Annotated in this window: 18 protein-coding genes; 14 read left to right on the forward strand and 4 right to left on the reverse strand. The window is 55.3% G+C overall.

The window, feature by feature from the left end; all coding sequences use genetic code 11:
• Window positions 1-97: 97 nt before the first annotated feature.
• Both B195_RS12850 and B195_RS12855 read right to left on the reverse strand, forming a co-directional pair.
• On the reverse strand, window positions 98-1,231 hold the full coding sequence (locus B195_RS12850; RefSeq protein ID WP_003446011.1) for an alpha/beta fold hydrolase: 1,134 nt from the start codon (window positions 1,229-1,231) through the stop codon (window positions 98-100).
• Between the two features lie 163 nt (window positions 1,232-1,394).
• Window positions 1,395-2,507: a right-handed parallel beta-helix repeat-containing protein gene (locus B195_RS12855; RefSeq protein ID WP_003446012.1), complete on the reverse strand. Its 1,113-nt coding sequence runs from the start codon at window positions 2,505-2,507 to the stop codon at window positions 1,395-1,397.
• A gap of 613 nt (window positions 2,508-3,120) precedes the next feature.
• On the opposite strand from B195_RS12855, the gene B195_RS12860 reads away from it, so the two are divergent.
• Entirely contained in the window at window positions 3,121-4,053 is a 933-nt protein-coding gene (locus tag B195_RS12860) for a CatB-related O-acetyltransferase (RefSeq protein ID WP_158525125.1), read from the forward strand.
• Window positions 4,054-4,299: 246 nt separating this feature from the next.
• Here B195_RS12860 and B195_RS12865 read toward each other — a convergent pair whose 3' ends face one another.
• Window positions 4,300-5,916 (reverse strand): glycosyltransferase, encoded by a 1,617-nt coding sequence (locus tag B195_RS12865; protein WP_148666178.1) that lies wholly within the window; start codon window positions 5,914-5,916, stop codon window positions 4,300-4,302.
• 497 nt (window positions 5,917-6,413) lie between these two features.
• Between B195_RS12865 and B195_RS23190 the strand changes: the two genes are divergently transcribed.
• The 6 genes from B195_RS23190 (at window position 6,414) to kdsB (ending at window position 13,666) form a co-directional block, all read left to right on the forward strand.
• Window positions 6,414-7,370 (forward strand): CatB-related O-acetyltransferase, encoded by a 957-nt coding sequence (locus tag B195_RS23190; protein WP_100917169.1) that lies wholly within the window; start codon window positions 6,414-6,416, stop codon window positions 7,368-7,370.
• Window positions 7,371-7,610: 240 nt separating this feature from the next.
• Window positions 7,611-8,006 (forward strand): pantoate--beta-alanine ligase, encoded by a 396-nt coding sequence (locus B195_RS12875; protein ID WP_003446016.1) that lies wholly within the window; start codon window positions 7,611-7,613, stop codon window positions 8,004-8,006.
• Window positions 8,007-8,109: 103 nt separating this feature from the next.
• Window positions 8,110-9,132, forward strand: a complete 1,023-nt coding sequence (locus tag B195_RS12880) for a CDP-glycerol glycerophosphotransferase family protein (protein ID WP_238143931.1) — start codon at window positions 8,110-8,112, stop codon at window positions 9,130-9,132.
• Complete coding sequence (locus B195_RS12885) at window positions 9,132-11,381, forward strand: hypothetical protein (protein WP_003446018.1); 2,250 nt, start codon at window positions 9,132-9,134, stop codon at window positions 11,379-11,381. Before B195_RS12880 ends, B195_RS12885 begins: the two co-directional genes overlap by 1 nt.
• A gap of 126 nt (window positions 11,382-11,507) precedes the next feature.
• On the forward strand, window positions 11,508-12,350 hold the full coding sequence (kdsA, locus tag B195_RS12890; protein WP_003446021.1) for a 3-deoxy-8-phosphooctulonate synthase: 843 nt from the start codon (window positions 11,508-11,510) through the stop codon (window positions 12,348-12,350).
• Window positions 12,351-12,379: 29 nt separating this feature from the next.
• Window positions 12,380-13,666 carry a 3-deoxy-manno-octulosonate cytidylyltransferase gene (gene kdsB, locus B195_RS12895; RefSeq protein WP_003446024.1) on the forward strand — a complete coding sequence of 429 codons (1,287 nt, stop codon included), beginning with the start codon at window positions 12,380-12,382 and terminating at the stop codon, window positions 13,664-13,666.
• Window positions 13,667-13,769: 103 nt separating this feature from the next.
• On the opposite strand, the gene B195_RS12900 is transcribed toward kdsB, so the two are convergent.
• Entirely contained in the window at window positions 13,770-14,702 is a 933-nt protein-coding gene (locus B195_RS12900) for an SIS domain-containing protein (protein ID WP_003446027.1), read from the reverse strand.
• Window positions 14,703-14,944: 242 nt separating this feature from the next.
• On the opposite strand from B195_RS12900, the gene B195_RS12905 reads away from it, so the two are divergent.
• The 7 genes from B195_RS12905 to B195_RS12935 all read left to right on the forward strand — a co-directional run bounded on the left by B195_RS12905 (window position 14,945) and on the right by B195_RS12935 (window position 24,428).
• On the forward strand, window positions 14,945-16,021 hold the full coding sequence (locus B195_RS12905; RefSeq protein WP_235972470.1) for a phosphotransferase: 1,077 nt from the start codon (window positions 14,945-14,947) through the stop codon (window positions 16,019-16,021).
• A gap of 147 nt (window positions 16,022-16,168) precedes the next feature.
• On the forward strand, window positions 16,169-18,190 hold the full coding sequence (locus B195_RS12910) for a capsular polysaccharide biosynthesis protein (RefSeq protein ID WP_037001845.1): 2,022 nt from the start codon (window positions 16,169-16,171) through the stop codon (window positions 18,188-18,190).
• Window positions 18,130-19,443 carry a capsule biosynthesis protein gene (locus B195_RS12915; protein WP_003446031.1) on the forward strand — a complete coding sequence of 438 codons (1,314 nt, stop codon included), beginning with the start codon at window positions 18,130-18,132 and terminating at the stop codon, window positions 19,441-19,443. The genes B195_RS12910 and B195_RS12915 overlap by 61 nt, the downstream gene beginning before the upstream one ends.
• A complete protein-coding gene (locus B195_RS12920; protein WP_003446032.1) occupies window positions 19,440-20,216 on the forward strand; it encodes an SDR family NAD(P)-dependent oxidoreductase in 777 nt (258 codons plus the stop codon). The genes B195_RS12915 and B195_RS12920 overlap by 4 nt, the downstream gene beginning before the upstream one ends.
• Complete coding sequence (locus B195_RS12925) at window positions 20,209-21,723, forward strand: LTA synthase family protein (RefSeq protein WP_003446033.1); 1,515 nt, start codon at window positions 20,209-20,211, stop codon at window positions 21,721-21,723. Before B195_RS12920 ends, B195_RS12925 begins: the two co-directional genes overlap by 8 nt.
• A 3-nt stretch (window positions 21,724-21,726) precedes the next feature.
• Window positions 21,727-22,305: a GNAT family N-acetyltransferase gene (locus B195_RS12930; RefSeq protein ID WP_003446036.1), complete on the forward strand. Its 579-nt coding sequence runs from the start codon at window positions 21,727-21,729 to the stop codon at window positions 22,303-22,305.
• Window positions 22,302-24,428, forward strand: coding sequence for a capsular polysaccharide biosynthesis protein (locus B195_RS12935; protein ID WP_003446037.1), 2,127 nt, complete (start codon window positions 22,302-22,304; stop codon window positions 24,426-24,428). The genes B195_RS12930 and B195_RS12935 overlap by 4 nt, the downstream gene beginning before the upstream one ends.

Genomic DNA, 24,428 nt, shown 5'->3' on the forward strand with positions numbered 1-24,428 from the left:
ACTGCCGTTAAACAAAAACGCCAAGACCCTAGGTCTTGGCGTTTTTGTTTGGAGAAATCCATTACAGCCCTGAAAAGGTATGGCGATGCCGTAACAATCAGGCCGCCAGCTTGGCCAGACGAGGTTCTATTTTCTCTGCATCCCCGCCATGCTCAAGAGCTTCGAGCAAGTACTGCCTTGCCATCTGAAGATTCCCCTCTCTCGCATATATATCCGACAGCATCATCAACACAGTGTGAGCCGTTGGATTACGTTTCAGATAGGCCATAAAGTGCACTTTCGCATACCCATGGCGCTTATTAAGCATCAATGCCCGGCCGAGACGATAACGCGCCCCCATGTAATGCGGTGCCGAGCCGACAGACATAAGCAATGGCGCCAGAGCCTCTTCTATCCGCTTGACCTCCAACAAACTTGTGCCCAGCAGATAGTTTGAGTATTCATGCCTTGGATCAAGCTTGAGCGCAACGGCTGCTTCGAGCTCAACTTTTAGCCAGTCCTTTTCCTGGAAGGCCAGAAACGTTTTATAGAGCGCCCTGACCAGAGGCCCGTTACTCACCGAGGCACCGGCCTCGATAATTTCCGGCAGCGGCTGATCGTCGGCCCACAGGGCAATAAACTCAGACAAACCATAATGATCTTTAATAAAAGGCGCACCACCATGACCAACACCCGTCAAGGTAATGGTCTTAACTTGCTTCATGTCCTGAATATGCGCAGCTGAAAGCAAATCAAGAGAGTCACACTCGCCTGCAATTTGCAAAATTTCAACTTTCGAGGCCTCAATCAGCGGACGCAGATCGGGAAATGCAAGGGGAACATTTTTAGGCATTCGCTTCAGACTGCGACTGCCCTTAATCTTCAGCTTGGTATCGTAACCAAAGGCCAGCACTTTTGCATCCAGGGCAGCGCCATATAAAACCGCACCATAACCACCCATGCTGACGCCCACAAAAAACACCTCGTCAACTTGTAAGTATTGAACAAGGGACTTTAGCTTTTCTACGGTGCCTTCATGGCTGTCACCAAAACCGGGGATCCCTTGTTGGTACCATTCGTTCCGACCGTTATTAAAGAACAACAAGTGAGACGACTGGGCATTCGCAACGTGCCAAAAATCAAATTTCCCGTCGGTTTTATCTGTACCCGCCAAAAAAACCATGAGACGCCTGGAGCCTGCACGCTCAACGATCTTGAAATGCTTACCTTCCATCTCCGAAAACGTGTCCATACCAACAAACCTATTATTTAATAAAAGTCGAGACCTGGAATGCATCTCTCATACGCACAAGCAGTTCACAGGCGTGTGAGCACCTGCCCTCACTCGACAAAGGAGACCTCCCCCCGAGAAGGTCTACCTTTTTACATCAAAACGGCAGGTTTCTCTACCGTCGTCACTTACCTTCAGGGGAACACTCAACGGTGTCATTACCTTCGACTGTGTTGCCTTGCGTGTTCTGGCCATCCGGTTTTTTTGTATATTTATAAGGTTCGAGCACAGGCTCTCGACTGGCGCCGCCAATACGATTCCTCATGATTTTATTGTTGTCACCCTCAACGCGAACAGCCGTCTTGGTATGACAAAACACATTATCCTCAACAACATTATTATTGGCGTAATCCTTGTAGTACTTTCCACTCGGATCCACAGCTGGATCACCGCATCCCCACTTGCTCAAGTCCTTACCTTGACGCGAGGCAATCCAGACACCGACACGTTCATTGGTAAAGGTATTATTCCGGACGGTATTAAAATCACTTGACTGCCAACGAAGTGCAGACTTTCCGGACAGAAAGTTTTCCCCGCAGTTTTTGTACATAAGTACCCCGCCGCGCGTATTCCCTATGAACCGGTTCCCCTCAATCGTATTATGCGCCGAGGAGTCAACGGACAAGCCTTCACGCTTCCCCGCCTTACCATTGCCCTGAATGGTGTTGTTGACAATATTCAGGCGCTGCGTCCCCTGCTCCAGATAGACACCGACGTTACCTGAGTCTTGAATAGTGGAGTTTTTTAGCGTGGAGTCCGTCGTATAGCTGTCAAAATACACACCACCACGACCGCTGTTTAACACAGTGACATTGTCGATCACAATATGACTGGGCGCCACGTCATAGTTCGCATTCCGGTCGGCAGAAAGGTCTTTGATACGAAAGCCGGAAGTAATACTGATGCCACGATTTTTGAAATTCTGAATACGGCAGTTTTCAACCGTTACATTCTCGATCTTCTTTTTACCCCCACCAATAACAATACCAATAGGGATATTATTCCCACCGTCCAGCGTAGCGCCCTTGCAGTTCAGATGCGTATTACTCGCAGGTAGACGCAAAGACTGGGTATAGGTACAAGAACCGTCCAGCTCGACCTGACCGCTCAACGCATTCTGCGCCGGCAGCCGGCAGGCCGCGCCTTCCCCGGCAAAGACTACAACCGGGCAAGTGACCAATAACGAAAAAAAACAGTTCAGACTTCGTTTCAATCCAGAACTTTTTTTCATTTTCATTGTCTCCGCTCAATGCCGCATAAGGAATTATTAGAATACACTCTGAAAAGCAGAGGCGTACCCCTTAAACATGGAAATTTGACTGCAACCCCTCCATTTTGCAATGAAGTCTCTGGTGGCGACCACGAATAAAATAACACCACCCCTCTACACGACCGATGCAAATCGAACGTATTCGGGACGCCGTTGAGATTGCAGTCAATTAGAATATTTACATGAGAACCGATGAAGATTCCGGGAACTTTTCAGTTCGACACATGTCTCTCGAAGTAATACCGCGACATGCTTTAATAGAACCGAAATCGCCCCGTCATCAGCACCCTTATTGCCCAGAATGGTTTTGCCGACCAAGAAGCAACCCGCCAGACCTGATCAGAACGAACAAGCCTCCCCGCGCGCCCTCCAACCCGCCACCCGACGAGGCAACAGTACTGCCGCCCAGTCACAGAACAGGCAACAGGCAACGCACCTCCTGCGCTTTCTCCGCCTTAACTCTGGAATTTTTTCCGAAAATAAAATAACATCCACCGCTTTTGAATGCATTGAACAACAGTCATACAAGACTTAGTTGAAAACCAAAGCATCTCCAACCATAAGTCATCCGGAGTCAGACTTGAACAGTTCCAGATATAAAAGCAAAAACATAATTGGCCCCGGCTGCAGGATATCGGAAGAAGCTACCCTCGTTGCCCCCGTACGGCTATACGGCGTAGTTGTGGTAGACAAGACTTCGACAATTGGCAAGTACACCTACATCGGAACAGGCTCATACGTACAACACACCCATATCGGCAACTATTGCTCGATAGCTCGAGACATTGAGATTGGTGCTAAAGCCCACCCACTGACCATGTTGTCATCGCACTCATTCCAGTACAACAACAACCATTTCGCCAATCAACCCGAATATCAAATAACCAAAGTAAAACAACCTCGCAAGAGGGACCATGTGACAGAAATCGGTAGTGATGTCTGGATCGGAACAAAATCCGTAATACGCGGAGGCGTCAAGATCGGTCATGGCGCAGTGATTGGCTCAAGCTCCGTCGTTACAAAAGACGTTCGACCTTACGCCATTGTCGCCGGAGCCCCCGCAAAAGAAATACGAATGCGCTTTGATGAGGACACGGTTTCGCGCCTGCTGGAGTCGCGCTGGTGGGAACTTGACCCTACCGACATGAACGGAGTCGACTTTAATGACATTGATGCCGCGCTCAACGAGATAGAGTCCCGCCGAGCCTTTTACAAGAAATTAATAAGCCAGTCACTGCTCACCACCCTCAAAAATTCGTCCACCAGCAAAAATGGCGTCATTTGGTTTGATATCGAAAAGTCATATGCAGAGCCAGAAATCCTGCGGGACTTTGACAGCGTGAACATCATCGAGTCAGGCTTCGGATCAGGAAATTTCAAGATTGAAAAGGCCTGGCATAACCCGGAAAAAAATCATTTCGCACTGAAAATCAATGGCGTCCCAAAAACCATTCCAGCAGGGACCGTGACCTTCACCTTCAAAAAAAACCCCGATCCCCAAGCTAAAAACTAACCCCAACACCCACGAAATGCAGTCACGCTACTGACTGCAATGACAAGCACCTGCCAAGTGCCATAAGCCAGCCCCTTAAATCACCAACCATGCACCACACAACCAAAGGGGCGAGGCATCTACTGCAACAGGGTCATCACCTCATCGAGAGCGAGTTACCAGAGTCAGAGGCAAGCATGGAATCAAACTCGCTCAACACCTGAAGCAAAAAAAAGATCCCCATCAACCAAGAGAGAGATCCCGCGCTCAAGAAAAGATGAATTTTATCGCGCGACTTGCAATCACACCCCGAAAAGAAACACCGTCCTTCATCAAGCGAAAGCGGTACCGCCCTTTAACCTCATCGAGAGCCATTTCGTCGATTTCGTACACCCCCGGAAGCACTTTGGCCACCCCCCCCATAAACTCACGCTCAGCAGAAACCTCCAGCACCCAGGCCTTCCTGGCCAATCGATAGGATTCGGCACACTCATCACTGACCCCTTCTGGCAGATAAATCCAGCCGACCTTACTTGACACCCTGTTCAGGAGAATTTCTCCTTCGGGCCCGGCATAACCTTGACGCCCGGTTGGCCCGCCCGCCAAGCCATCAAACAAATCAAGCCAAAGCTTAACGATCGCTTGAGACGCGAACCTTTGCGCACTGAGCTTGCCTTTACTACCCATGGACGAAACCAGAGCACTATTACTGAGCAACAGATTGATTTTTTCAACAAACTCATCTTCGGTATCTACGATAAACCCATCCTCCCCATCAGCCACAATCTCCTGTGGCCCATAGTTGGTTCGCGTAGAGACCAGCGGAGTGCCATACCCCAATGACTCAGCAAAGCTGATACCAAAGCCTTCAGTAACCGACATGCCCAAACTGACACTGGCTCGCCTGAAGATGCGGGATACACTGGTTGCAAACCCCATCACCTGAATGGAGTCCTGCATACCGAGCTTGAGAATCAATGCCTTTATCTCTTCCTCCTGATCTCCCGACCCCCAGATCTCCAGGCGCGCATCAGGGTTTATCGCTACAACTTTGGCGAACGCACTGACCATCGACTTGATACGCTTGACACCGTGAAGCCGCGACACGATGACAGCTAGATTAGCCTCACGCAGAACCGGCTCTTCCTGCGATTCAAGCGTGATCAGGTTGCCGATCACTGAATATCGCCCTGACGGAAACTGCAGCTGCATGTCGTGAAGCTGTCCCCGGGTCAAAAGAACCAGCCGATCACAGTTAGAAATCCCCCTGATAACACCGTGGTATTTCGGTGCAATAGCACCACCGACGCGGTACGGCTTAAGCAAATGATTACTGTGCATCATCAGCACCCTGTAAATATCATCGCCCTCTATGCTGCACACCGCATCCGCAGCACCAATTGAATCGGCAACGATAAAACTGGGCAAACACTCGACCGACAGGCACTTCAACCAGTATGCGTGGGCCGAGTCGAGCGAATTGAACTTGAGCGGCCTTTTACCGGGCATGGAAATCAAAACCATCACGCCACCCGTCAAATGATTCTGGAATTCCTCTAAATATACATAGCCCTTGACCGTCATATATCGAACAACACTGATATTCGCGCCATTAATATGATCAATGCGCCGGACGACCTTAACTTGCAGATGTTCAATATTCGAATCATTACGCGCTGCAGCGCCTGCACTTATAACTTCCAGAGCCTTGCAGGCAAACCACTTATAAAAATTAACAACTTTAAGTGTTTCAGGAATACGGCCCTGCTCAACAAGGTTGCCGATGGTTGCGTCCAGCCGCTCATCAAAGTCAAGTACGGCTATCCGCGCACTCACTCCCGCCTCTGCCAGCGCAGCGGTTCTGCCCAGCGAAACACGCGTCACCCCCCCTCCCTGCTCCGCCAACTCATACAAGACAGATATTACTTGCCGCACAGCAACCCCCTTTTAACCAAAACCACCCAGACCATCCATATCTCTCTATGGCTAGAACTTTTCGCACCAAAAACACCCAGCACTTTATCAGGACGCACCAGAGGCGACCACTCTATCCACTTGGCACGATAGTACTCAAACGAAGTTAATGGACTGCCCCGCTCAACCCTATGTCGGGATGGAACAACTCTGATTAACACCTTCATATAACGCTACCTTGTATGCACCAACACAGCGCTCAACGACTGCAATTACAGTTGCACCAGGCACCACCCCATCTACCTCATACATATCTTGACACACGCAGGACACACCGATAAAATCCGCGGCTTGCCAACCCCACACCAAAACATCTTAGAAGCACCCAATGAATATCCCTGGATAATCATGTAGCGGCACTTAAACATCTAAATGATGGCATTGCAATATTACGGAGCGCGTGGATTTTGGAAAACACTTTGATATCGAAACTTGCCAATATTTCTCCGGAAGCCATTTTAATGGAGCCAGTGAAACTTTATGGCGCTGTCACTGTCAACGCGAAAGCTCTGATAGGCAAGTACACCTACATTGGCAACGGCGGCTATGTTGGCCGGGGCGTAACTATTGGTAATTTCTGCTCCATCGCACGCAATGCCGAAATCAGCCCCATCAACCACCCAACCGATTACCTGAGCTGCCACCCCTTCCAATACAACACCAATCACTTCACCGACTTTAAAGACTACTCGACTCATCAGCGAGTAAAGGGCCCCACTGCCAACCCGGCAGTGATTGGCCACGATGTCTGGATTGGTGCCGGAGTGATGATCTGCCAGGGCGTAACTGTCGGTACTGGCGCCGTCATTGCCGGCGGCGCAGTGGTCACAAAAGACGTACCACCTTATGCCATCGTGGGTGGCATTCCCGCTCAAGTCATCCGCTATCGCTTCGACGAAGCAACCATTGAACGGCTTCTGGCCAGCCAGTGGTGGGATCTTGAACCTAAAGACATGATTGACGTCGATTTCACTAACGTGTCAGAAGCACTCGACAAGATCAGCGCAATCAAGCTGCATATGGGTCTGAAAAACCGCAGCGTCCTCGCTGGCACAGTCTCCAACTCTGCAAGCGGTACAAGCTCTGGCATTGTCTGGCTCACCACGCCTACTGCCTATGCAGACATGAATGCCCTGGACCGCTTTACCTCGATTGAGGTGGTTTCGCACGAAGCCGGATCAGGCAGCGCCTCACCATTGGTTGCGCCAGGCGTTTATCAGATCCAGAACACATCATTCGATGCAAAGCGTGGCTGGTATCGTCTGACTTTCCTCGTGGATGGCAAGCCTTTCAAAGGAAAGCTGGCCCGCAAAAAATTCAGCTTTAAACTCGGCACGACTTATGCTCGTGGCAGCGCAGAATAAAACCCATATCCGAACCACAAGAGCCCCCGGTAGAATGGCGGGCTTTTGTAGATGCTGCATGCCGGACCTTTTAAAAAGTGAGTCGAGCGCAGGCGCCACAGAATCAACACCCGACACTGAAGATGCCTGCATCCTCGCTGAGAAACGACGATTCCAAAAAGCTGAGCTTTCAAGACCAAGGCCTACCCCCCCTTTCTACCCGCCCCATGCGACGCAACCGCTTACGCGATAAGGATATATATGAGAACTATCATCACCTTCGGTACCTTCGACGTGCTGCACATCGGTCACGTAAAAATCCTGCAGCGCGCTCGCGCCCAAGGTGACCGGCTTGTTGTGGGTATCTCTTCGGATGCGTTGAACTTCTCGAAAAAACAACGCAACCCGGTTTACCCTGAAGGCGAACGTCGCGACATCATCGCCTCGCTCGGATGTGTGGACGAGGTTTTCATTGAGGAGTCTCTTGAGCTCAAAGGCGAGTACATCAAAGAGTTTGGCGCTCACGCTCTGGTCATGGGCAATGACTGGGAAGGACGCTTCGATGAATTCAAATCCCTGTGCGAAGTTATCTACCTGCCGCGCACAGAAGGTATCTCCACTACCCAACTGATCGCAGAGATCAAAAAGTATGGGTAAGTCACCCAGAATTGGTTTCGTTGGGTGGAACCCGTTTCAATTTCTTCACATTCAGAAGCTGGCCAGCACCTTCCCTGGCGCATGCTTTGTGATTGAAAAGCGAATGGATTTCATCGCTGAATTCAGTGATGACATCCTGAAAAACCCCCACACTCCGATAATGGTGTGGGATCGCGCGCAAATGGCCACACTCGATGGAGTCTTCGACATCATCGTTTGCCAGACGCCTTTTTCACGCATCGAAGTGTTTGAAAAATCAAAAATAGCCATGATCCAGTATGGCTATGCCAAAGAGCCGCATAACTACGGCCCATGGCGTGCGTTCGCAGATCTGTGCCTGACTTACGGCCCTTATGCTTCAGAGCGTATCGATTATTTCAGCCCGACGGCTTCCGTTGGCAATCCTCGTTACGATGACTGGCATCTGGAGAGTTTTCATCAGGCCGCCAAATCAAAACACGCGGCGAAACTGAATCCGAACAAAAAAACAGTGCTGTATCTGCCAACCTGGGGCGATCTGTCCAGCGTTGACCAGTTCGTGACCTCTATTTACGACCTGGCGGATAACTACAATGTTTTGATGAAGATGCACCACAACACCGAACTGCTCGAAAGCGCGCGCAAAGACAAGATGGACATGGGTGCCATTTGCCATTTCGGGGCCAATGACGACCTGCTGGAGCTGCTGTCCATCTGCGATGTCGTCATATCCGATTACAGCGGCGCAATCTTTGACGCGATGTATTGCAAGAAACCCATCGCACTGCTGGATACCGACCTGTCCGACCAGATGGGCGGTAAAAAAATCGACGGCTACAGCCTGGAGTATTCGCGCCGGAGCGAGCTGGGCCTGACGATCAAAACACCCGAGGCGCTGGCAGCCGGCATCACAGAGCTGGCCGAAAACAGCGAACAATACGTCCAGCTGTATGAACCGCTGCGTAGCTCTCTCTTTACCGACACCAAGGACTCATTGAGCCTGGCCCGGGATGCGCTGATAAAACTGTGGAACGGCGAGTTCACACCTACTCAACCTCAATCCTACGTGCGCAAGGAATTGAAAGAGTTCTACAAAACCAAGCGAGAGCTGGCGATCGCCAAGAAAAAGAAGAGCGTGAAAAAATAATGATATCCATCCAGCGACACATCATTGTTAAGGCAATCTTCCTGCTTTCAAAAATGGGGGCTCATCGTGCCAGCCTGGCTTGCACAGACAGATTGCTCCGGCTGAATGTCTCCTTGAGTCAATTGCGCCAGGCGGTAGTCACGGCCAATCTGCATAACAACCAGGCATCGGCACTGCGCTACGCGAACAGCGCGATTGAAAAGTACCCGTCCAACTCGTTCGGCTACATTGAAAAAGCCAAGATTCTGGCCGGTCGCGGCGACGAAGAAGAAGCCGTCGAAACGCTGAAGCTAGCCCCCTCGTGCAGCCAGGTTTCCGAAATACTCGCGCTTTATCGCTCGCCCCTGTTTGCACAACAACCTAAAGAAACCTTTTCCAAACCCAAGCCACTGGTTTCCACCAGCGACCTGGAAAAGTCATTTCTGCTGGCCGGTAACGACGAATCGTGGCTCAACATCATTGCTACCCAGGCTCATCAGGCTATCAAGTCCGACCCACTGAACCTGACCAACTTCAGCATCCTGACGCGCGTATACAGCCAGCTGAATCAGCATGAAGCACTGATTGAAACGATCAACTCGTTTCCCGAACACGTGTCATCAACACTTAACTACCGCCTGATGCTTTCCAAAGCCTATCAAATGGCGCGCAATCAAGAAGCGGCACTTGATGTGCTGCTGGCGGCGCAAGTCAATTACCCCTCCGAACGCAAACTGCTGATGCGGATCAGCGACATGTTGCGTGACGATGCTCAGGTCGCCCGCGCCTATTCCTATCTTTGTGCGGCCCAAGCCTGTTATCCGGCCTATGGATCAGTCAAGCGCCTGTCCTTCGAGATTGATCACGCGCTGTACGATGATGCGCGCAACACATTACTGGGCATTCTGAGCTTTCCTCGCGAAACGCTGATGAAGTTCATGCCCATGATTAACCGCGCGACACCTTTCTTTCCTGATTTGTACGAAAGAACCCAGGCTGCGCGAAATCTGGCCCAGTCACTGCTCTCAGCGGAAAAAGGCAAGAAAGGCATCAACCCGAATGAGCAGGTCAAGGTTGCAGTGAAGTGTCGCTGGCTCCACGAAGCACAGCAGATCATTGACCGGAACAAGAACGGCACCCAACCCGTTTCCGAGGAAAATCAGGCCTGGCTGGATGCCGTGATCCGGAATCTGGGTAAATCCCGAGTGCTTGCTGACATCGCCAATACCAACGAGGTGTCTCAGCATTTGTACGGTTGGAGCAATGGTTCGATCGTCGACATCGAACCCGACACCATGGATCTTTCGAAAGTCGTCGAAGTCTTTATTCCAACGGTCTTTTTCGCTGCCCCAAACGAAGAAAAACCAAGCTACGCGACTGTTCGCGAATTCCTGTCAAACGTGTACGGATACCTTCTGGCTCGTAAAGACCTGATTCTGGTACCACGCCACCAATGGAACTGGAGGAACTGTGATCCTCGAATTCCAGGCGCACGTATTGTCAGCTACCACACCAATGCCCCGCTGAACGCCGATCACCTGCACATCCAGGAAGTTCCGCTGGCAGGTCGATGCAGCATGGACCACCAGGGATTTGCGGGCTACTCCTCACTCGCCACGATCCATGCTCCGATTGAGCAATCGACTGCCGGTGTCGCAACAGAGGTGCTGGCGGCGAATGAAGAAGGGTTACGCGAAGCTTATATCCATCACAACGTCTCCAAATATGCGCAGAGCGCGGAGCGCATCACGTACACAGATGATTATGTTTTCGTAGCCCTGCAGATACCCACCGATACCGTTGCCGCCCTTGCCGCAATCACAGGCGCAGAATTGGTGCGTACTGTCGCCGAGTACTATGCCGGCACGACAACAAAAGTGCGGGTCAAGCGCCACCCGTATTGCAACAGCATGACGGTTCAAAAAACACTCGAAGCCCTTTCAAGCAGTGGAGCCATCGAGATGTCAAACGCCTCGGTCCACGACCTCATATCGGGCGCGAAAGCCGTATTTACCGTCAACTCCGGCGTTGGTCTGGAAGCGCTGCTGCATCGTCGGCCCGTTGTTGTCACAGGCGAATGTGATTACTCCTACGCCGTTGCTGCATACCCGCGCAGCATTGACGAATTGAAGACTCGCCTCAACAGCGAGCTCGTTTATGACGCGCAGCGTACCCAAAATCTTCTTCATCACTACGTTAATGCGTATTCGATGGCAGCCAATGACGAAGCCGGCATTCACAACAATCTCGCCCGCTGGTTAAACGGCTAAGCGCGATTTATGCCAGACCCGGTAGGGTTTTTTCATACCCGCGACGGGTGTCAGACACACGTGTTGTGATCTGACATCCGTACATTGCTTGACCTTTTTCATAATTTTCAAAATGGACTTGTAACCATGATCAAAATCACCCCTGCAATCGAATGCTCCAACAATGCCCCTTTCGTGCTGTTTGGCGGCATCAACGTTCTGGAATCCCGCGACCTGGCCATGCGCGCCTGTGAAGAATACGTGCGCGTGACCGACAAGCTGGGCATCCCGTATGTATTCAAGGCCAGCTTCGACAAGGCTAATCGCTCATCCATTCACTCGTACCGTGGCCCGGGCATGGAAGAAGGCCTGCGTATTTTCCAGGACGTCAAAGCGGCATTCGGCGTACCGGTCATTACCGACGTCCACGAAATTTATCAGTGTGCACCTGTCGCCGAAGTGGCAGATGTACTGCAATTGCCTGCGTTTTTGGCCCGCCAGACCGATCTGGTTGTCGCGCTGGCCAAGACTGGCAAGCCGGTCAACATCAAAAAGCCTCAGTTCCTGAGCCCGTCGCAGATGCAGAACATCGTGCACAAGTTCAAGGAAGCCGGGAACGACCAACTGATCCTGTGCGACCGTGGCACCTGCCTGGGTTACGACAACCTGGTCGTCGACATGCTCGGTTTTGGCGTGATGAAGCGCACATGCGACAACCTGCCGATCATTTTCGACGTGACCCACGCCCTGCAACAGCGCGATCCATCGGGCGCAGCGTCCGGCGGTCGTCGTGAGCAAGTGGTTGAACTGGCACGTGCAGGCATGGGCGTCGGCCTGGCCGGCCTGTTCCTGGAAGCTCACCCGAACCCGGATCAAGCCAAGTGCGATGGCCCAAGCGCCCTGCCGCTGGATCAACTGGAGCCGTTCCTGGCCCAGATCAAAGCACTGGATGATCTGGTCAAGTCGTTCCCAGCACTGAACATTGGTTAAACCGGCTTTCTGAAGCAAGGATTCTGAGCATGGCACGTACAGAACAACGGGTCGCGATTGTTATTCCGGCCCGCTACGGCTCGACTCGTTTGCCGGGTAAACCGCTCGCGGATATCTGCGGTAAACCAATGGTGCAGCATGTGTACGAACGCGCGCTGCAAGTGGCGCACGCTGACGTGGTTGTCGTGGCAACCGACGACGAGCGTGTGGCCCAAGCCGTAGAAGCGTTTGGCGGTCAATACATCATGACCTCTGCGGATCACCCGTCAGGCACGGACCGCCTGGCAGAAGTCATGGCGAAAGTTGACGCAGATATTTACATCAACCTGCAAGGCGACGAGCCGCTGGTTCGCCCGGCGGATATCGACGCCCTCGCTACAGGCATGCTGGCCGACGCACAGGTCAAGGTCGGTACGCTGTGCCATGTGATCGATGCTCACGAAGCCGCCAACCCCAACACCGTGAAAGTGGTGTTGGCTCACAACGGCAATGCACTCTACTTCAGCCGCTCGCCCATCCCATACCCACGGGATGGCGAGGAAGCCAGCTACCTCAAGCATGTCGGCGTTTACGGTTATCGTCGCGACGTGTTGGCGGACTACACCGGCCTGCCGCAAGCGATGCTGGAAAACGCCGAAAAACTTGAGCAACTGCGGCTTTTGGCTGCCGGCGTGTGCATTCGGGCATATGTTGTCGAGCCAACCGGGCCGGGTGTTGATACACCCGAGTGCCTGGAGCAGGTACGCGCACTGATGAGCGGAAAAACACCGGCGCCTCGCACTACGCTGAACGACATTCGCCTGGTGATTACCGACGTGGACGGCGTGCTGACCGATGGCGGCATTTACTACGACGCCACTGGCGAATGCCTGAAGCGTTTCCATGTGCGGGATGGCATGGGCATGCGTCTGCTGGAAGAGAATGGCGTGCGCGTAGCGGTGTTGTCCGGCCGTGACTCGCCCACGCTGCGCAAGCGCGTTGCGGATCTGGGCATTACCCTGTGTCAGTTCGGGGTGAAGGATAAACTGACTGCATGCAATCAGTTGATGGCCGAAGCCGGTGTCAGCGCTGCGAACACAGCGTGCATTGGTGACGACTGCATCGACCTGCCGGCTTTCGCAGCGTGCGCGCTGTCGTTTGCGGTCGCCGATGCTCCGGTGTACGTAAAGGCAGCTGCTACTCACGTACTCACGGCAGCTGGTGGCACGGGCGCTTTCCGCGAAGTGGCAGACAGTATTTTGTTTGCCCAGGGCAAGGACGCGGTATTGGGTACTGCGGCAGGTTATGCGCAGGTCATGGCCAAGATGGCGCAATAAGCCTACAGCTTGTGTCTGAAAAAAAACGGGGCCCTGGCAGGCCCCGTTTTTTTTATTCAACAGCGCCAGGCAGTTACCCATGCCCGACGCAGCTACACATCAATCAGTCGAAAATTTCAACCACACCCACGATCTCATTGGCGTGATTGGTCACGGCCAGGGCGCGGATTTTTTTGTCGATCATGTAGGCTTCCGCTTCGGACAGCTGCGACTCTTCCCTGATGGTGTGCGGGTTACGCGTCATGAACTGGTCAACCGTGCTGCCAGTGACGCCCTGGTTCTGCAGCAGTGCACGACGCAGGTCGCCGTCAGTAACGATGCCCACCAGCACACCCTGGTCCAGAACCACGGTCAGCCCCATGCGGCTTTCGGTCATGACCAGCAGGCAGTCGTGAAAACTGGTGGCCGGGGACACGATAGGTGCCGGGGAGTGCATCACATCGCTGACGCGAGTCAGCAATTTACGGCCCAGGCTGCCGCCCGGATGGTAGCGGGCGAAGTCCATCGGCTTGAATTGAATGGCTTCGATGATGGCGACGGCCAGTGCATCGCCCATGGCCATGGTGGCCAGGGTTGAAGTGGTCGGAGCCAGGTTGTTAGGACACACTTCGCGTTCGACGGAAATGTCGAGCCAGATGTCTGCATGCTTGGCCAGGGTCGACTTGCCATTCCCGGTCATGGCAATGATTTTGTTGCCAAAGGATTTCAGGCTCGGAATCAGCTTGATCAGCTCTTCGGTCTCACCGCTGTAGCTGATCAAGATCAGCACATCAATCGGCTTGAGCATGCCCAGGTCGCCGTGGAAAGCTTCAGCCGGATGCAGGAAGAAACTCGGGGTGCCAGTGGAGGCGAAGGTCGCGACCATTTTTTGACCGATCAGGCCAGACTTGCCCATGCCGCAGACCACTGTACGTCCTTTACAGCCGAGAAGCAGTTCGACAGCGCTCTGAAATTCACCATTGAGACGGTCAGCCATTTGGGTAACAGCTTGCGCCTGGGCGATGAGGGCTTCTTTTGCGATAGCGAGGTGATTCATCTTTTTGACTTTCGTCCTTGAAATGATGGAATTGGAGGGGCGGAGAATTTTAAGGGTTTTGTAACAATTAGCAAACTCACGATACATACGCCCGTTTAGTTTTGTTGATTGGAATTCTGTTCAGCCAAGAAAAATCGGTCTGACAAGTAAACTTTTCGTTGTACCTGAGTTCTCTATCACTCAGCATATTGCTACCAATACCGCAGTAAGTCGGACGTACGGCATTCGCCTAAGTTGAAACCATGAATTCGGATCTACACCCTCTGCAGGGTCGCAGAACACTTTACCGTTGGCAGCACGGTCAGTTGCAGGACCATTTACGTGCGCTATTGCCACAATGGCGAATACAGCCACTGACAATCGTTAGCCAGGATCTGGACTCCAATGCCTCTTTCGTCAACTACGTGCGCCACCATCAGATAACTGATCCCGGCACGGGTATGACCGTGGAACTGGTCGAAAAGTCCATTCGCAAGATGTTTTTTATTGGCAGCCAGGAAGCACGCTTTTATCGGCAGCGGGACATGCTCAATGCCAGCACGCAGTTTCAATACCCGGCCTGCCTGGGAGTGATTGAAACGCCGTGGGAAAGCCTGATCTTTACTGAATTTGTGCGCGGCAAGCCGCCGCGCATGCCAAACATTGCACCGCAACTGGCCCTTGGCATTGCCGAACAGGAAGCACTGAGCCACGACTACCTGAGCCGCCAATCCGCACACAAGGCCCCCCTGCTCTGGAGCATGGACTTTTACCGCCCGTGGTTTCTGCTGCGTCCGCGGTTCAACTTTGCACGCTGCCTGCCCGAACTTGAGCGGCTCGGACAGAGCGATGAGCGCTTCAGCGGCCTGGCGGACAAATTCAAGCCCTTCACTCCGCTGCTGGCACGGCTGAGCAAGGCAGCGCGTCGTAGCCCCAAATGCATTAGCCACATGGATTACCTGCGCAAGAACCTGTTTGTCGACAAAGGCCAACTGCTGTTGATCGACTGGAGCGAGGTCAAGGTAGGACGCGTCGGTTTTGACGGCGGGGCCTACTTGAGTGCGCTGTTCCGACGAAAGGATATGCCGCTGTTCCTCAAAGCCCAGCAGCAGTTTATAGACACTTACCGCCAGGCACTGCCCGCGCATTTCAACCCCGATGATGCGCTACGCAACCTTCACTATATATTCCTGCTCAATGCTTTATTTCACTGCTTGCGCTCAGAAACCATCAGCGAGTACCAAGAGAAGAAACGCATGCCTTTGCTGCGACAAAAGTATGACTACCTGCTCGGACTACTGGATAAACAAGAGCAAATCGCCACCATACACCCTCTCTGATTTTAGGATTTTTCCTACATACAACTGATAAAAATCAGGCTACCCGACCTTGATTTGTATTAATATCCGCGCTTCATATTTTGTCGTCCAGCCCTGCTCGACGGCTTATCCCGCAAGATACTTCCAACGGATTTCTGTTTCACGCTTATGGATGAAGCTATTCCTCTACCGCGCTTGCTAGTCCTGTCCAAAGGCGCTCAGGGCATACCCACCCTACCCGCGCTGCTGCCCGATTACGTGCTGCGAAACGGCACTGTGGCCGACATTCGCAAAGCCGATTGCGTGATGGCCTGGGGACGCAAGCCGAGCGCAATCAAAGCCCTGGCAATAGCCTCGCGCGCCAATTTGCCGGTCGTTACCCTGGAAGACGGTTTTTTGCGCTCCATGGGGCTGGGCGCTGATGAGCCGCCGCTGTCGCTGATTGTTGATGACCTGGGTGTTTATTACGACGCCAGCGCGCCCTCGCGCCTGGAACAGTTGATCGCTACCCCGCTCAGCCCGGCCGAAGCCATACGCGCCAGAGCGCTGCAGCAGCTATGGCAACAACAGCGGGTGTCCAAATATAACGACGCACGCATCGAACACCCTGAACTGCCTGATGATTGCGTGCTGCTGGCGGATCAAACCTTTGGCGATGCATCACTGCAAGGTGCCGACCCGCAAGCGTTCAACGCAATGCTCGAGGCGGCGCTGGAGCGCTACCCCACCAGCACAGTGCTGCTCAAGGTTCACCCCGACGTGGTCGCGGGCCGCAAGCAAGGGCATTTTGATCTGGCGGCACTGGCAACCCACCCACGGGTGCAAGTACTGGCGAACCATGTTCATCCGGCCGAATTACTGCCGCGCATGCGGGCCGTATATGTGATGACTTCGCAACTGGGCTTCGATGCCCTGCTGTGGAATGTGCCCGTACATACCTGGGGCATGCCGTTTTATGCCGGCTGGGGACTGACACAGGATCGCTTGCCACCACCTTCACGCCGCCACCCGGTCAGCCTTGAGCAACTGGTGCATGCCAGCCTGGTGCGCTATGCACGCTACGTCAGCCCCGAAACCGGGCAGTCATGCACGCCTGAGGTGCTGATGCACTGGCTGGGTCTGCAGCGCCGCCATCGCAGTGTGTTGCCGGCCTCGGTGCAGATGCTGGGCTTCAGCCGCTGGAAAGAACCGCTGGTCATGTTGTTTTTCAAGGGCTCGGCCATTCAGTTCGTCAAACCCGAGCTGCCCTTTGACCCGCTTCTGTCTACGGTGTCCTGGGGCTGTAAGCACGACACTGAACTCACGGAACACCCACACCCGGTGAGCCGGGTTGAGGACGGTTTTCTACGCTCGGTCGGACTCGGCGCGGGCAAGACCAGGCCTCTGTCCTGGGTCGTGGACGACCTGGGTATCTATTACGACGCTACTCGCCCGTCGCGCCTGGAACGCATCTTGCTTGACGATCCCTTTGAAGATTCGTTGCAGATGCGGGCACAGGCCCTGCGCGAGGCTATTTGCCGTACAGGGGTGACCAAATACAACTTGCCCGGCGAGCCCTGGGTGCGACCTGCCGAAGCCAAACGGGTGATTCTGGTCACAGGGCAAGTGGAAGACGATGCATCGATCCGCTTTGGCGCCAACCGCATCCGCAGCAACCTGCAATTGCTGCAGACGGTTCGCGAACGCAATCCCGATGCCTGGATTTTGTACAAGCCACACCCTGAAGTACTGGCCGGTACCCGTGCCCGTGGCAGTGACGAAGCGCAAACGGTGGACTGGTGTGACGAAGTAATCGGCAACACGCCGCTGCAGCACCTGTTTGAAATAGTGGATGAGGTGCATGTCCTGACCTCCCAGTCCGGCTTTGAAGCCTTGCTCCGCGGAGTGCCTGTAACCACCTATGGCCAGCCGTTCTATGCCGGCTGGGGCTTGACCCGAGACGAAGACCTGCATCCGGGTGTACAAGCACGACGCACACGGACCCTGAATCTGGATCAACTGGTGGCGGGTACATTGTTGCTGTACCCCACCTACGTCAGCCGCATTACCGATTGCTTTACCACCGCCGAGCAGACTCTTCACGAACTACAACACTGGCGCGCGTCACCGCAGCCTGGAGCAACTACCAAATGGCAGGATTTGATACAGCGCTTGAACAGTTTGTTGGGCAAAATGCGCCTGAGAAACTGAAGGCGCGCGTTCCAAATCCTTTGGTTGGTCCTGATTCTCGCAGTTTTCTGTTTCTACAAGGCGTCAGCTCTCCGTTCTTTGCGCGTCTGAACAAAACGTTGCGCGATAATGGCCAACAGGTGCAATGCGTCAATTTCAATGTGGGCGACGTGCTGTACAGCCCTGGCGCCCGTACATTTTGTCTGGCCCATGCAGCGGAGCTGGAGTCGTTTTACAGGCAAACATTTCACAGCCTTGGCGTCACCGACCTGGTGCTGTTCGGTGACTGTCGCCCCGTGCATCTCCCCGCCATCGCACTGGCGCGCAGCGCGGGCATCAGGGTTCATGTGTTCGAGGAGGGTTATTTCCGCCCCTACTGGGTCACCCTGGAACGCGGCGGGGTCAACAACCACTCGCAACTGCCCAGCGACCCGGACTGGTACCGGGAAGTCGGCAAGTTCGTTCCGCGCTACGACAACGGTACTGCGTTCAAGCAGTCGTTTGCAGCCCGCGCCACCCACGACGTGCTGTATCACTGCGGCGGCGCGCTGAATAAATTGTTCTTTCCGAACTACCGTACCCATGCCCCCTTCACGGCTGCCACCGAGTACGCAGGGTATATACGCCGTGGCGCGCGCCTGCTGCTCGCCGGGGCCCGCGATGACGCCGTGGTGGAAGAAGTGGCCCGCGAGCGCAACCCGACGTTCCTGCTCCCCCTGCAACTGGACAGTGATACACAGATCAAGGATCACTCCCCTTTCAACAACATGTCCGAAGTGATCGACCATGTGCTGGCTTCGTTTGCCGCCCATGCGCCAGGGGATGCACGGTTGGTGGTCAAGGACCATCCGCTGACACCGGGGCTGGTGAACTATCAGCGCATCACCAAAACCCTAGCCAAACACTATGACGTGGCCGACCGGGTGGACTTTCTCGACAGCGGGCATATGCCCACGCTGTTGTCGCATATTGCCGGGCTGATCACGATCAACAGCACGGCCGGCGCTTCGGCACTGTTGCACCAGCGACCGACTTTCGTCCTGGCCAACCCGATTTACGCCCTGCCCGGCCTGACGCAACCCGGAAAACTTGAAGATTTCTGGACCCATCCGGTCAAGCCGGACATGACCCTGTTTCATCATTTCCGCAATACGGTGATCCACACCACGCAGATCAATGGCGGTTTTTACTCGCGCAGTGGTATCGACATGGCCGTAAACAAATGCCTGGACGTGCTGATGGCAAAAACATCGAGAATCGAAAACTTCCTATGACCCAACGTTCTACCCCCCGCTGTATTTTCATCACTGGCGCTACTGGCGGCATCGGCGGCGCACTGGCTCCGGCCTATGCCGCACCAGGGGTGACCCTGATCCTGCAAGGCCGTCGCCTGGACCGTCTGGAAGAAATGGCCGCTGAATGCCGCGCTTTCGGCGCCCGTGTATTGCTTGAGCCGATTGACGTGCGTGAACTCGATGAATTGCGCGCCATGGTTCGCCGCATCAGTGACGCCGAGCAACCCGATCTGGTGGTGGTCGGTGCCGGAATCAATATCGATATCGGTGCTCAGGGCCAAGGCGAGCAATGGGATGAAACCCGCGCCTTGCTGGAAATCAACGTGATGGCTGCTTTCGCCACGGTGGAAGCCGCCTTGCCCGCAATGCGCGCCCGTGGCCATGGGCAGATTGCGCTGTTCAGCTCCCTGGCCGGGTGGCGCGGCTTGCCGGTGACGCCCAGCTACAGCGCGAGCAAAGCTGCGATCCGCGTGTATGGCGAAGCCATTCGCGACTGGCTGGCTCCGGAGGGCGTGAAAATCAATGTGATAGTGCCCGGTTATGTCGAGTCGAAAATGTGTTTTGAAATGCCCGGGCCCAAGCCATTTCTATGGAGCGCTGAAAAAGCGGCCAATCGTATCAAGCGCGGTCTGGCGGCAAATCAGGCGCGTATCAGCTTCCCCTTTCCGCTGAACCTTGGCACCTGGCTGCTGGGGGTGATTCCACAGCGCCTTTCTTCGTTTATCTTGCGCGGTCTGAATTACAGTGAGTGAGTTTTCCATCCTGCACATCAGTATTGTCGGCCTGCTGCTGACCATTGTTCTCGAACGCCTGCTGATTCCGCGACCCGCCCTGCGCCGCCCCTTGAGTTGCTGGTTGCTGCACACCGGTGTCTGGTGCGTAAGCCTGGCGGTGCTATACGCTTTGACCGCGCGCCCGCTGTTCAGCGCAATCAATGTGGTACTGGGGTGGTTGTTGATCGTGATGGTCAGCAACGCCAAGTACCACTCGCTGCGCGAGCCATTCGTGTGTGCCGATTTCGAATACTTCAGCGACGCCGTACGCTTCCCGCGCCTGTACCTGCCATTTTTCGGCATCGGTAAAGCCGCGCTGCTGGCAACCGGTTTTATCGCCTACCTCTGGGCAGGGCTGACCTTCGAGCCGCAAGTGGCCGGGGGCCGGCTGGATTCGCTATGGCTGGGGCTGGGCGGATTGATCCTGCTGAAACTGGGCCATCGCTCCAGCGTACCGAGCTTTGATGCCAACGCCGATATTCAGCGCTGGGGGCTGGTGGCCTGCCTGTGGCGCTATTTTTGGGCCGCCCGTAAACCGGTTGATCCGGCAGCGCTGGCCTCACCGTACAATCAGGGCAATATCGCAGCGCCTGCCGCGCCATTACCCGACCTGGTATCGGTGCAGAGCGAGTCTTTTTTTGATGTGCGTGAACTGTGGTCCGGCGTCAAGCCTCAGGTATTGACCGAGTACGATCGCCTCACGCAAGAAGCTCTGGCGCGTGGCAAGCTGCAGGTTGCCGCGTGGGGGGCCAATACCGTACGCACCGAATTCGCTTACCTCACGGGTATACCCGGTGAACGCCTGGGGGTTCACCGCTTTAATCCATACCGTGTGCTGGCGCGCAAGGGCTTGCCGAGTCTGGCCAGCCACCTCAAGACACAGGGCTATCGCACGGTGTGCATTCACCCGTTCCATGGCAGCTTTTATGGACGCAACAAGGTGTTGCCCGCGCTGGGTTTCGACGAATTCATCGACATACAAAGCTTTGATGAGTCACAGAAAGCCGGGCCGTTCATTGGCGATTGCGCCGTGGCGGACAAGATCCGCGAACTGCTGCAAGACCCGACCCGCACACAACCCCTGTTCATCCACGCCGTGACCATGGAAAACCATGGGCCGCTGCACCTTGAACAGGTTGAAGCGGCGCAGTTGCCGACCTGGTTTGACCAGCCACTGCTGCAAGGCATGGATGATCTCGCCCCCTACTTGCGCCATATCGCCAATGCCGACCTGATGCTCGGCAAGCTGCGCACGACCCTCCTGGAACAACCCAACGAAGCACTGCTGTGTTTCTTTGGCGATCATGTGCCGATCCTCCCCGATGTCTATCAAGCCATTGGCGAACCCGTGGGCGACACCGACTACCTGATATGGTCCAACCGCCGCCCGCTCAACGTCACCCCAAGCCCGCTGCAGGTCGACAGGCTGGCCTGTCATTTACTGGCCTGCGCTGCTCAAACACCCTCCACCCGCGGAGCCGCGTGAGGCATGGTCCCCATCGTGCAGGGTTCGAGCCTGACGCCGGACCTGCTCACCGATCCCGGGCTGTCACGCCTGGTGACAGAAGGCCGGGGCTCGCTGGCCTTCATCATCGGTAATGCCGCCTGCCGCCAACGCCTGCTTGGCGCCAGCATTCATTGGGACCGCATACTGCTGGCCTTTGAAGATGGACAAGCGGTGGGCTATGCCGCACTCAAGTATCACATGCGCGGGCCGTTTGCGTTGCGCGTCAAACCTTTTGTTCGCGAATTTGGCTGGCTCAGCGGCACACTGCGGTTCGCCGCGTTCTGCCTGAGCGAGTGCCGAGAATGGCGCTACCCGTTCCTGCTGTATGGCTTGCGGGTCAGCAGGTCGGCACGCAATCACGGCATCGCCAGCGCGCTGCTGCAGGCGTGCAGCAAACATGCCGCGACCCAAGGGTTCAGGGCTGTTTATCTGGAAGTACCGCTGGCCAATGACCGCGCTCGCCACCTGTACCTGCAAAACGGCTTTAGCCTGCTGCCCAAGCGCTGGGTACCATGGCCGCCCGTGCGCACCATGCGCCGTTATGTGGAGACTCAGCCGTGAACGGTCTGGACACCCCTTTCATGCCTTTGCAACCGTTGGTTGAAGGGCCCGGCTGGATCGGCATTATGTCGCAATGGGTGGCGTGGAAGGTCCTGCATTTACCGCAATTTCTCGCCCCGGAAGGGGAGCCTTTCTGGCTCTGGCAGCGCGGGCAACGTGCGCCCAAAGGCCTGAAAGCTATCGCCGGCATCGGCTATAAACAATCATCGGCTCATGCGCGGGTGCTGTGCCAGCGCTGGGGCCTGACCTACATCGCACTGGAAGACGGCTTTCTGCGCTCTTCGTCACTGGGTATCGAAGGCGACACACCGATGTCGATGGTGGTCGACCCGGTGGGCATCCACTACCTGGCAGATCGCCCTTCCCTGCTGGAAAACATTCTTCAGTCCCCCGACAGCCTTCGCCCTGACGAACTGCAAAGCGCCCGCCAGTTGATCGAATTGATGCGCCGTACCGGCATCGGCAAATACAACAACGCACCCGACCTCGACCCCGCCGATCCGCTGGGTCGCGAGCGGCCATTGATATTGGTCGTGGATCAAACCGCCGGGGATTACTCGATCCCGGGCGGCGGTCTGTGCGAAGCCGATTATGTACGCATGCTTGACGTGGCCATTAGCGAAAACCCGGACGCCGAAGTCCGTGTACGCATTCACCCGGACTGTATTGGCGGGCAAAAGCCCAGTTGCCTGCTCGCCGCAGCAACCGCAAGGGGCGTAGCGTTGGAGAGTCGGCCCGTGTCCTGGGCTTCGTTGGCACGGCGTGCGCGCCGGGTGTACATCGGCACCAGTCAGGCCGGGCTTGAAGCCTTGATTCAAGGCGTACCCGTGACCTGCTTCGGCCTGCCTTTTTATGCAGGCTGGGGCCTGACGGACGACCGCATGCCAATCCCGCGGCGTCGGGCACGACCAGATCTGGTGCAACTGGTGGCAGCCGCTTACATACGCTACAGCCGCTATGTCGATCCACTCACCAGCCTGCCGACCGATGCCCTGACCATTGCCCGTCAGCTGGCGCGGCAAAAAGCACAGGATGCCGAGTTTGCCGGGAACATCACGGTGCTCGGGATCAAACGGCATAAACAGCACAACCTGCGGCGTTTTTTCAGTAGCCGCTGGGGTCAGTTGAAGTTCAGCGCAGACAGCCCGATGCTGCTGGCAGAAGTGGCCGCCCAGAGCGGCACCTTGCTGGTATGGGCGGCCCGCGAACCGGCCAGCCTCAAGGCCCGGGCGCAGGCCTCGAACGTACCGGTGTTGCGCATCGAAGATGGTTTTCTGCGTTCCAACGGGTTGGGCTCGCTCAACGCCCCGGCGCTGTCACTGGTACTCGACCGCAGCGGCATTCACTACGATGCCAGCGCGCCTTCCGACCTCGAAACCCTGCTCGAACAGGGTGCTTTTGACCCCGCTACGCTGGCTGAAGCCGCCCGTTTGCGGGAACGGATCGTGGCGCTGGGCGTCAGCAAGTTCAACCTTAAAAGCAACGCCGATCACCTGGTACGGGCACGTCCGGGCCAGCGCCGGATTCTGGTACCCGGCCAAGTGCAGGACGATGCCTCATTGCGCTGCAGTGTCACCCACCTGCACGACAACCTGGCGCTGCTCAGGCATGTGCGCAGCAACGCTCCGAATGCCTGGATCGTGTACAAGCCGCACCCGGATGTCGAAGCGGGCAAGCGTCAGGGCAACCTGAGCGAAATGCTCTTGCACGAACTGGCGGATCAGGTGTTGCCCGGTGCCGACATCGCTCAGCTTTATGCCCAGGTCGATGAAGTGCATACCATCAGTTCCACGGCCGGCTTCGAAGCCTTGCTGCGGCATTTGACCGTAGTGACCTACGGCACCCCGTTTTATGCCGGTTGGGGGCTGACCCAGGACTCGCAGCCCTTGACCCGCCGAACCCGGCGCCTGAGCCTGGATGAGTTGGTCGCCGGCGTCCTGTTGCGCTATGCGCGCTACGCCGACCCGCACACAGCTTTGCCCTGCGATGCCTGGCATGCCCTGGCATGCCTGTCGAACCCTTCCCCGCCACGCCTGAGACTTCAGCCGCGTGTTCGGGCACTGCTCAATTACACCCGGACCATGCTCGGATTCCCCCGTGCAGCGGTTCCGCTAAAGGATTAG

Source organism: Pseudomonas sp. Lz4W (assembly GCF_000346225.2).
In the GTDB taxonomy this organism is placed as follows: domain Bacteria; phylum Pseudomonadota; class Gammaproteobacteria; order Pseudomonadales; family Pseudomonadaceae; genus Aquipseudomonas; species Aquipseudomonas paraversuta.

Bases quoted from the DNA above. Each gene is read 5' to 3' on its own strand.
- B195_RS12850 (WP_003446011.1), bottom strand. From the start codon at position 1,231: ATGGACACGTTTTCGGAGATGGAAGGTAAGCATTTCAAGATCGTTGAG.
- B195_RS12855 (WP_003446012.1), bottom strand. From the start codon at position 2,507: ATGAAAATGAAAAAAAGTTCTGGATTGAAACGAAGTCTGAACTGTTTT.
- B195_RS12930 (WP_003446036.1), top strand. From the start codon at position 21,727: ATGGTCCCCATCGTGCAGGGTTCGAGCCTGACGCCGGACCTGCTCACC.
- B195_RS12920 (WP_003446032.1), top strand. From the start codon at position 19,440: ATGACCCAACGTTCTACCCCCCGCTGTATTTTCATCACTGGCGCTACT.
- B195_RS12885 (WP_003446018.1), top strand. From the start codon at position 9,132: ATGATATCCATCCAGCGACACATCATTGTTAAGGCAATCTTCCTGCTT.
- B195_RS12880 (WP_238143931.1), top strand. From the start codon at position 8,110: ATGGATTTCATCGCTGAATTCAGTGATGACATCCTGAAAAACCCCCAC.
- B195_RS12910 (WP_037001845.1), top strand. From the start codon at position 16,169: ATGGATGAAGCTATTCCTCTACCGCGCTTGCTAGTCCTGTCCAAAGGC.
- kdsA (WP_003446021.1), top strand. From the start codon at position 11,508: ATGATCAAAATCACCCCTGCAATCGAATGCTCCAACAATGCCCCTTTC.
- kdsB (WP_003446024.1), top strand. From the start codon at position 12,380: ATGGCACGTACAGAACAACGGGTCGCGATTGTTATTCCGGCCCGCTAC.
- B195_RS12875 (WP_003446016.1), top strand. From the start codon at position 7,611: ATGAGAACTATCATCACCTTCGGTACCTTCGACGTGCTGCACATCGGT.
- B195_RS12905 (WP_235972470.1), top strand. From the start codon at position 14,945: ATGAATTCGGATCTACACCCTCTGCAGGGTCGCAGAACACTTTACCGT.
- B195_RS12915 (WP_003446031.1), top strand. From the start codon at position 18,130: ATGGCAGGATTTGATACAGCGCTTGAACAGTTTGTTGGGCAAAATGCG.
- B195_RS12900 (WP_003446027.1), bottom strand. From the start codon at position 14,702: ATGAATCACCTCGCTATCGCAAAAGAAGCCCTCATCGCCCAGGCGCAA.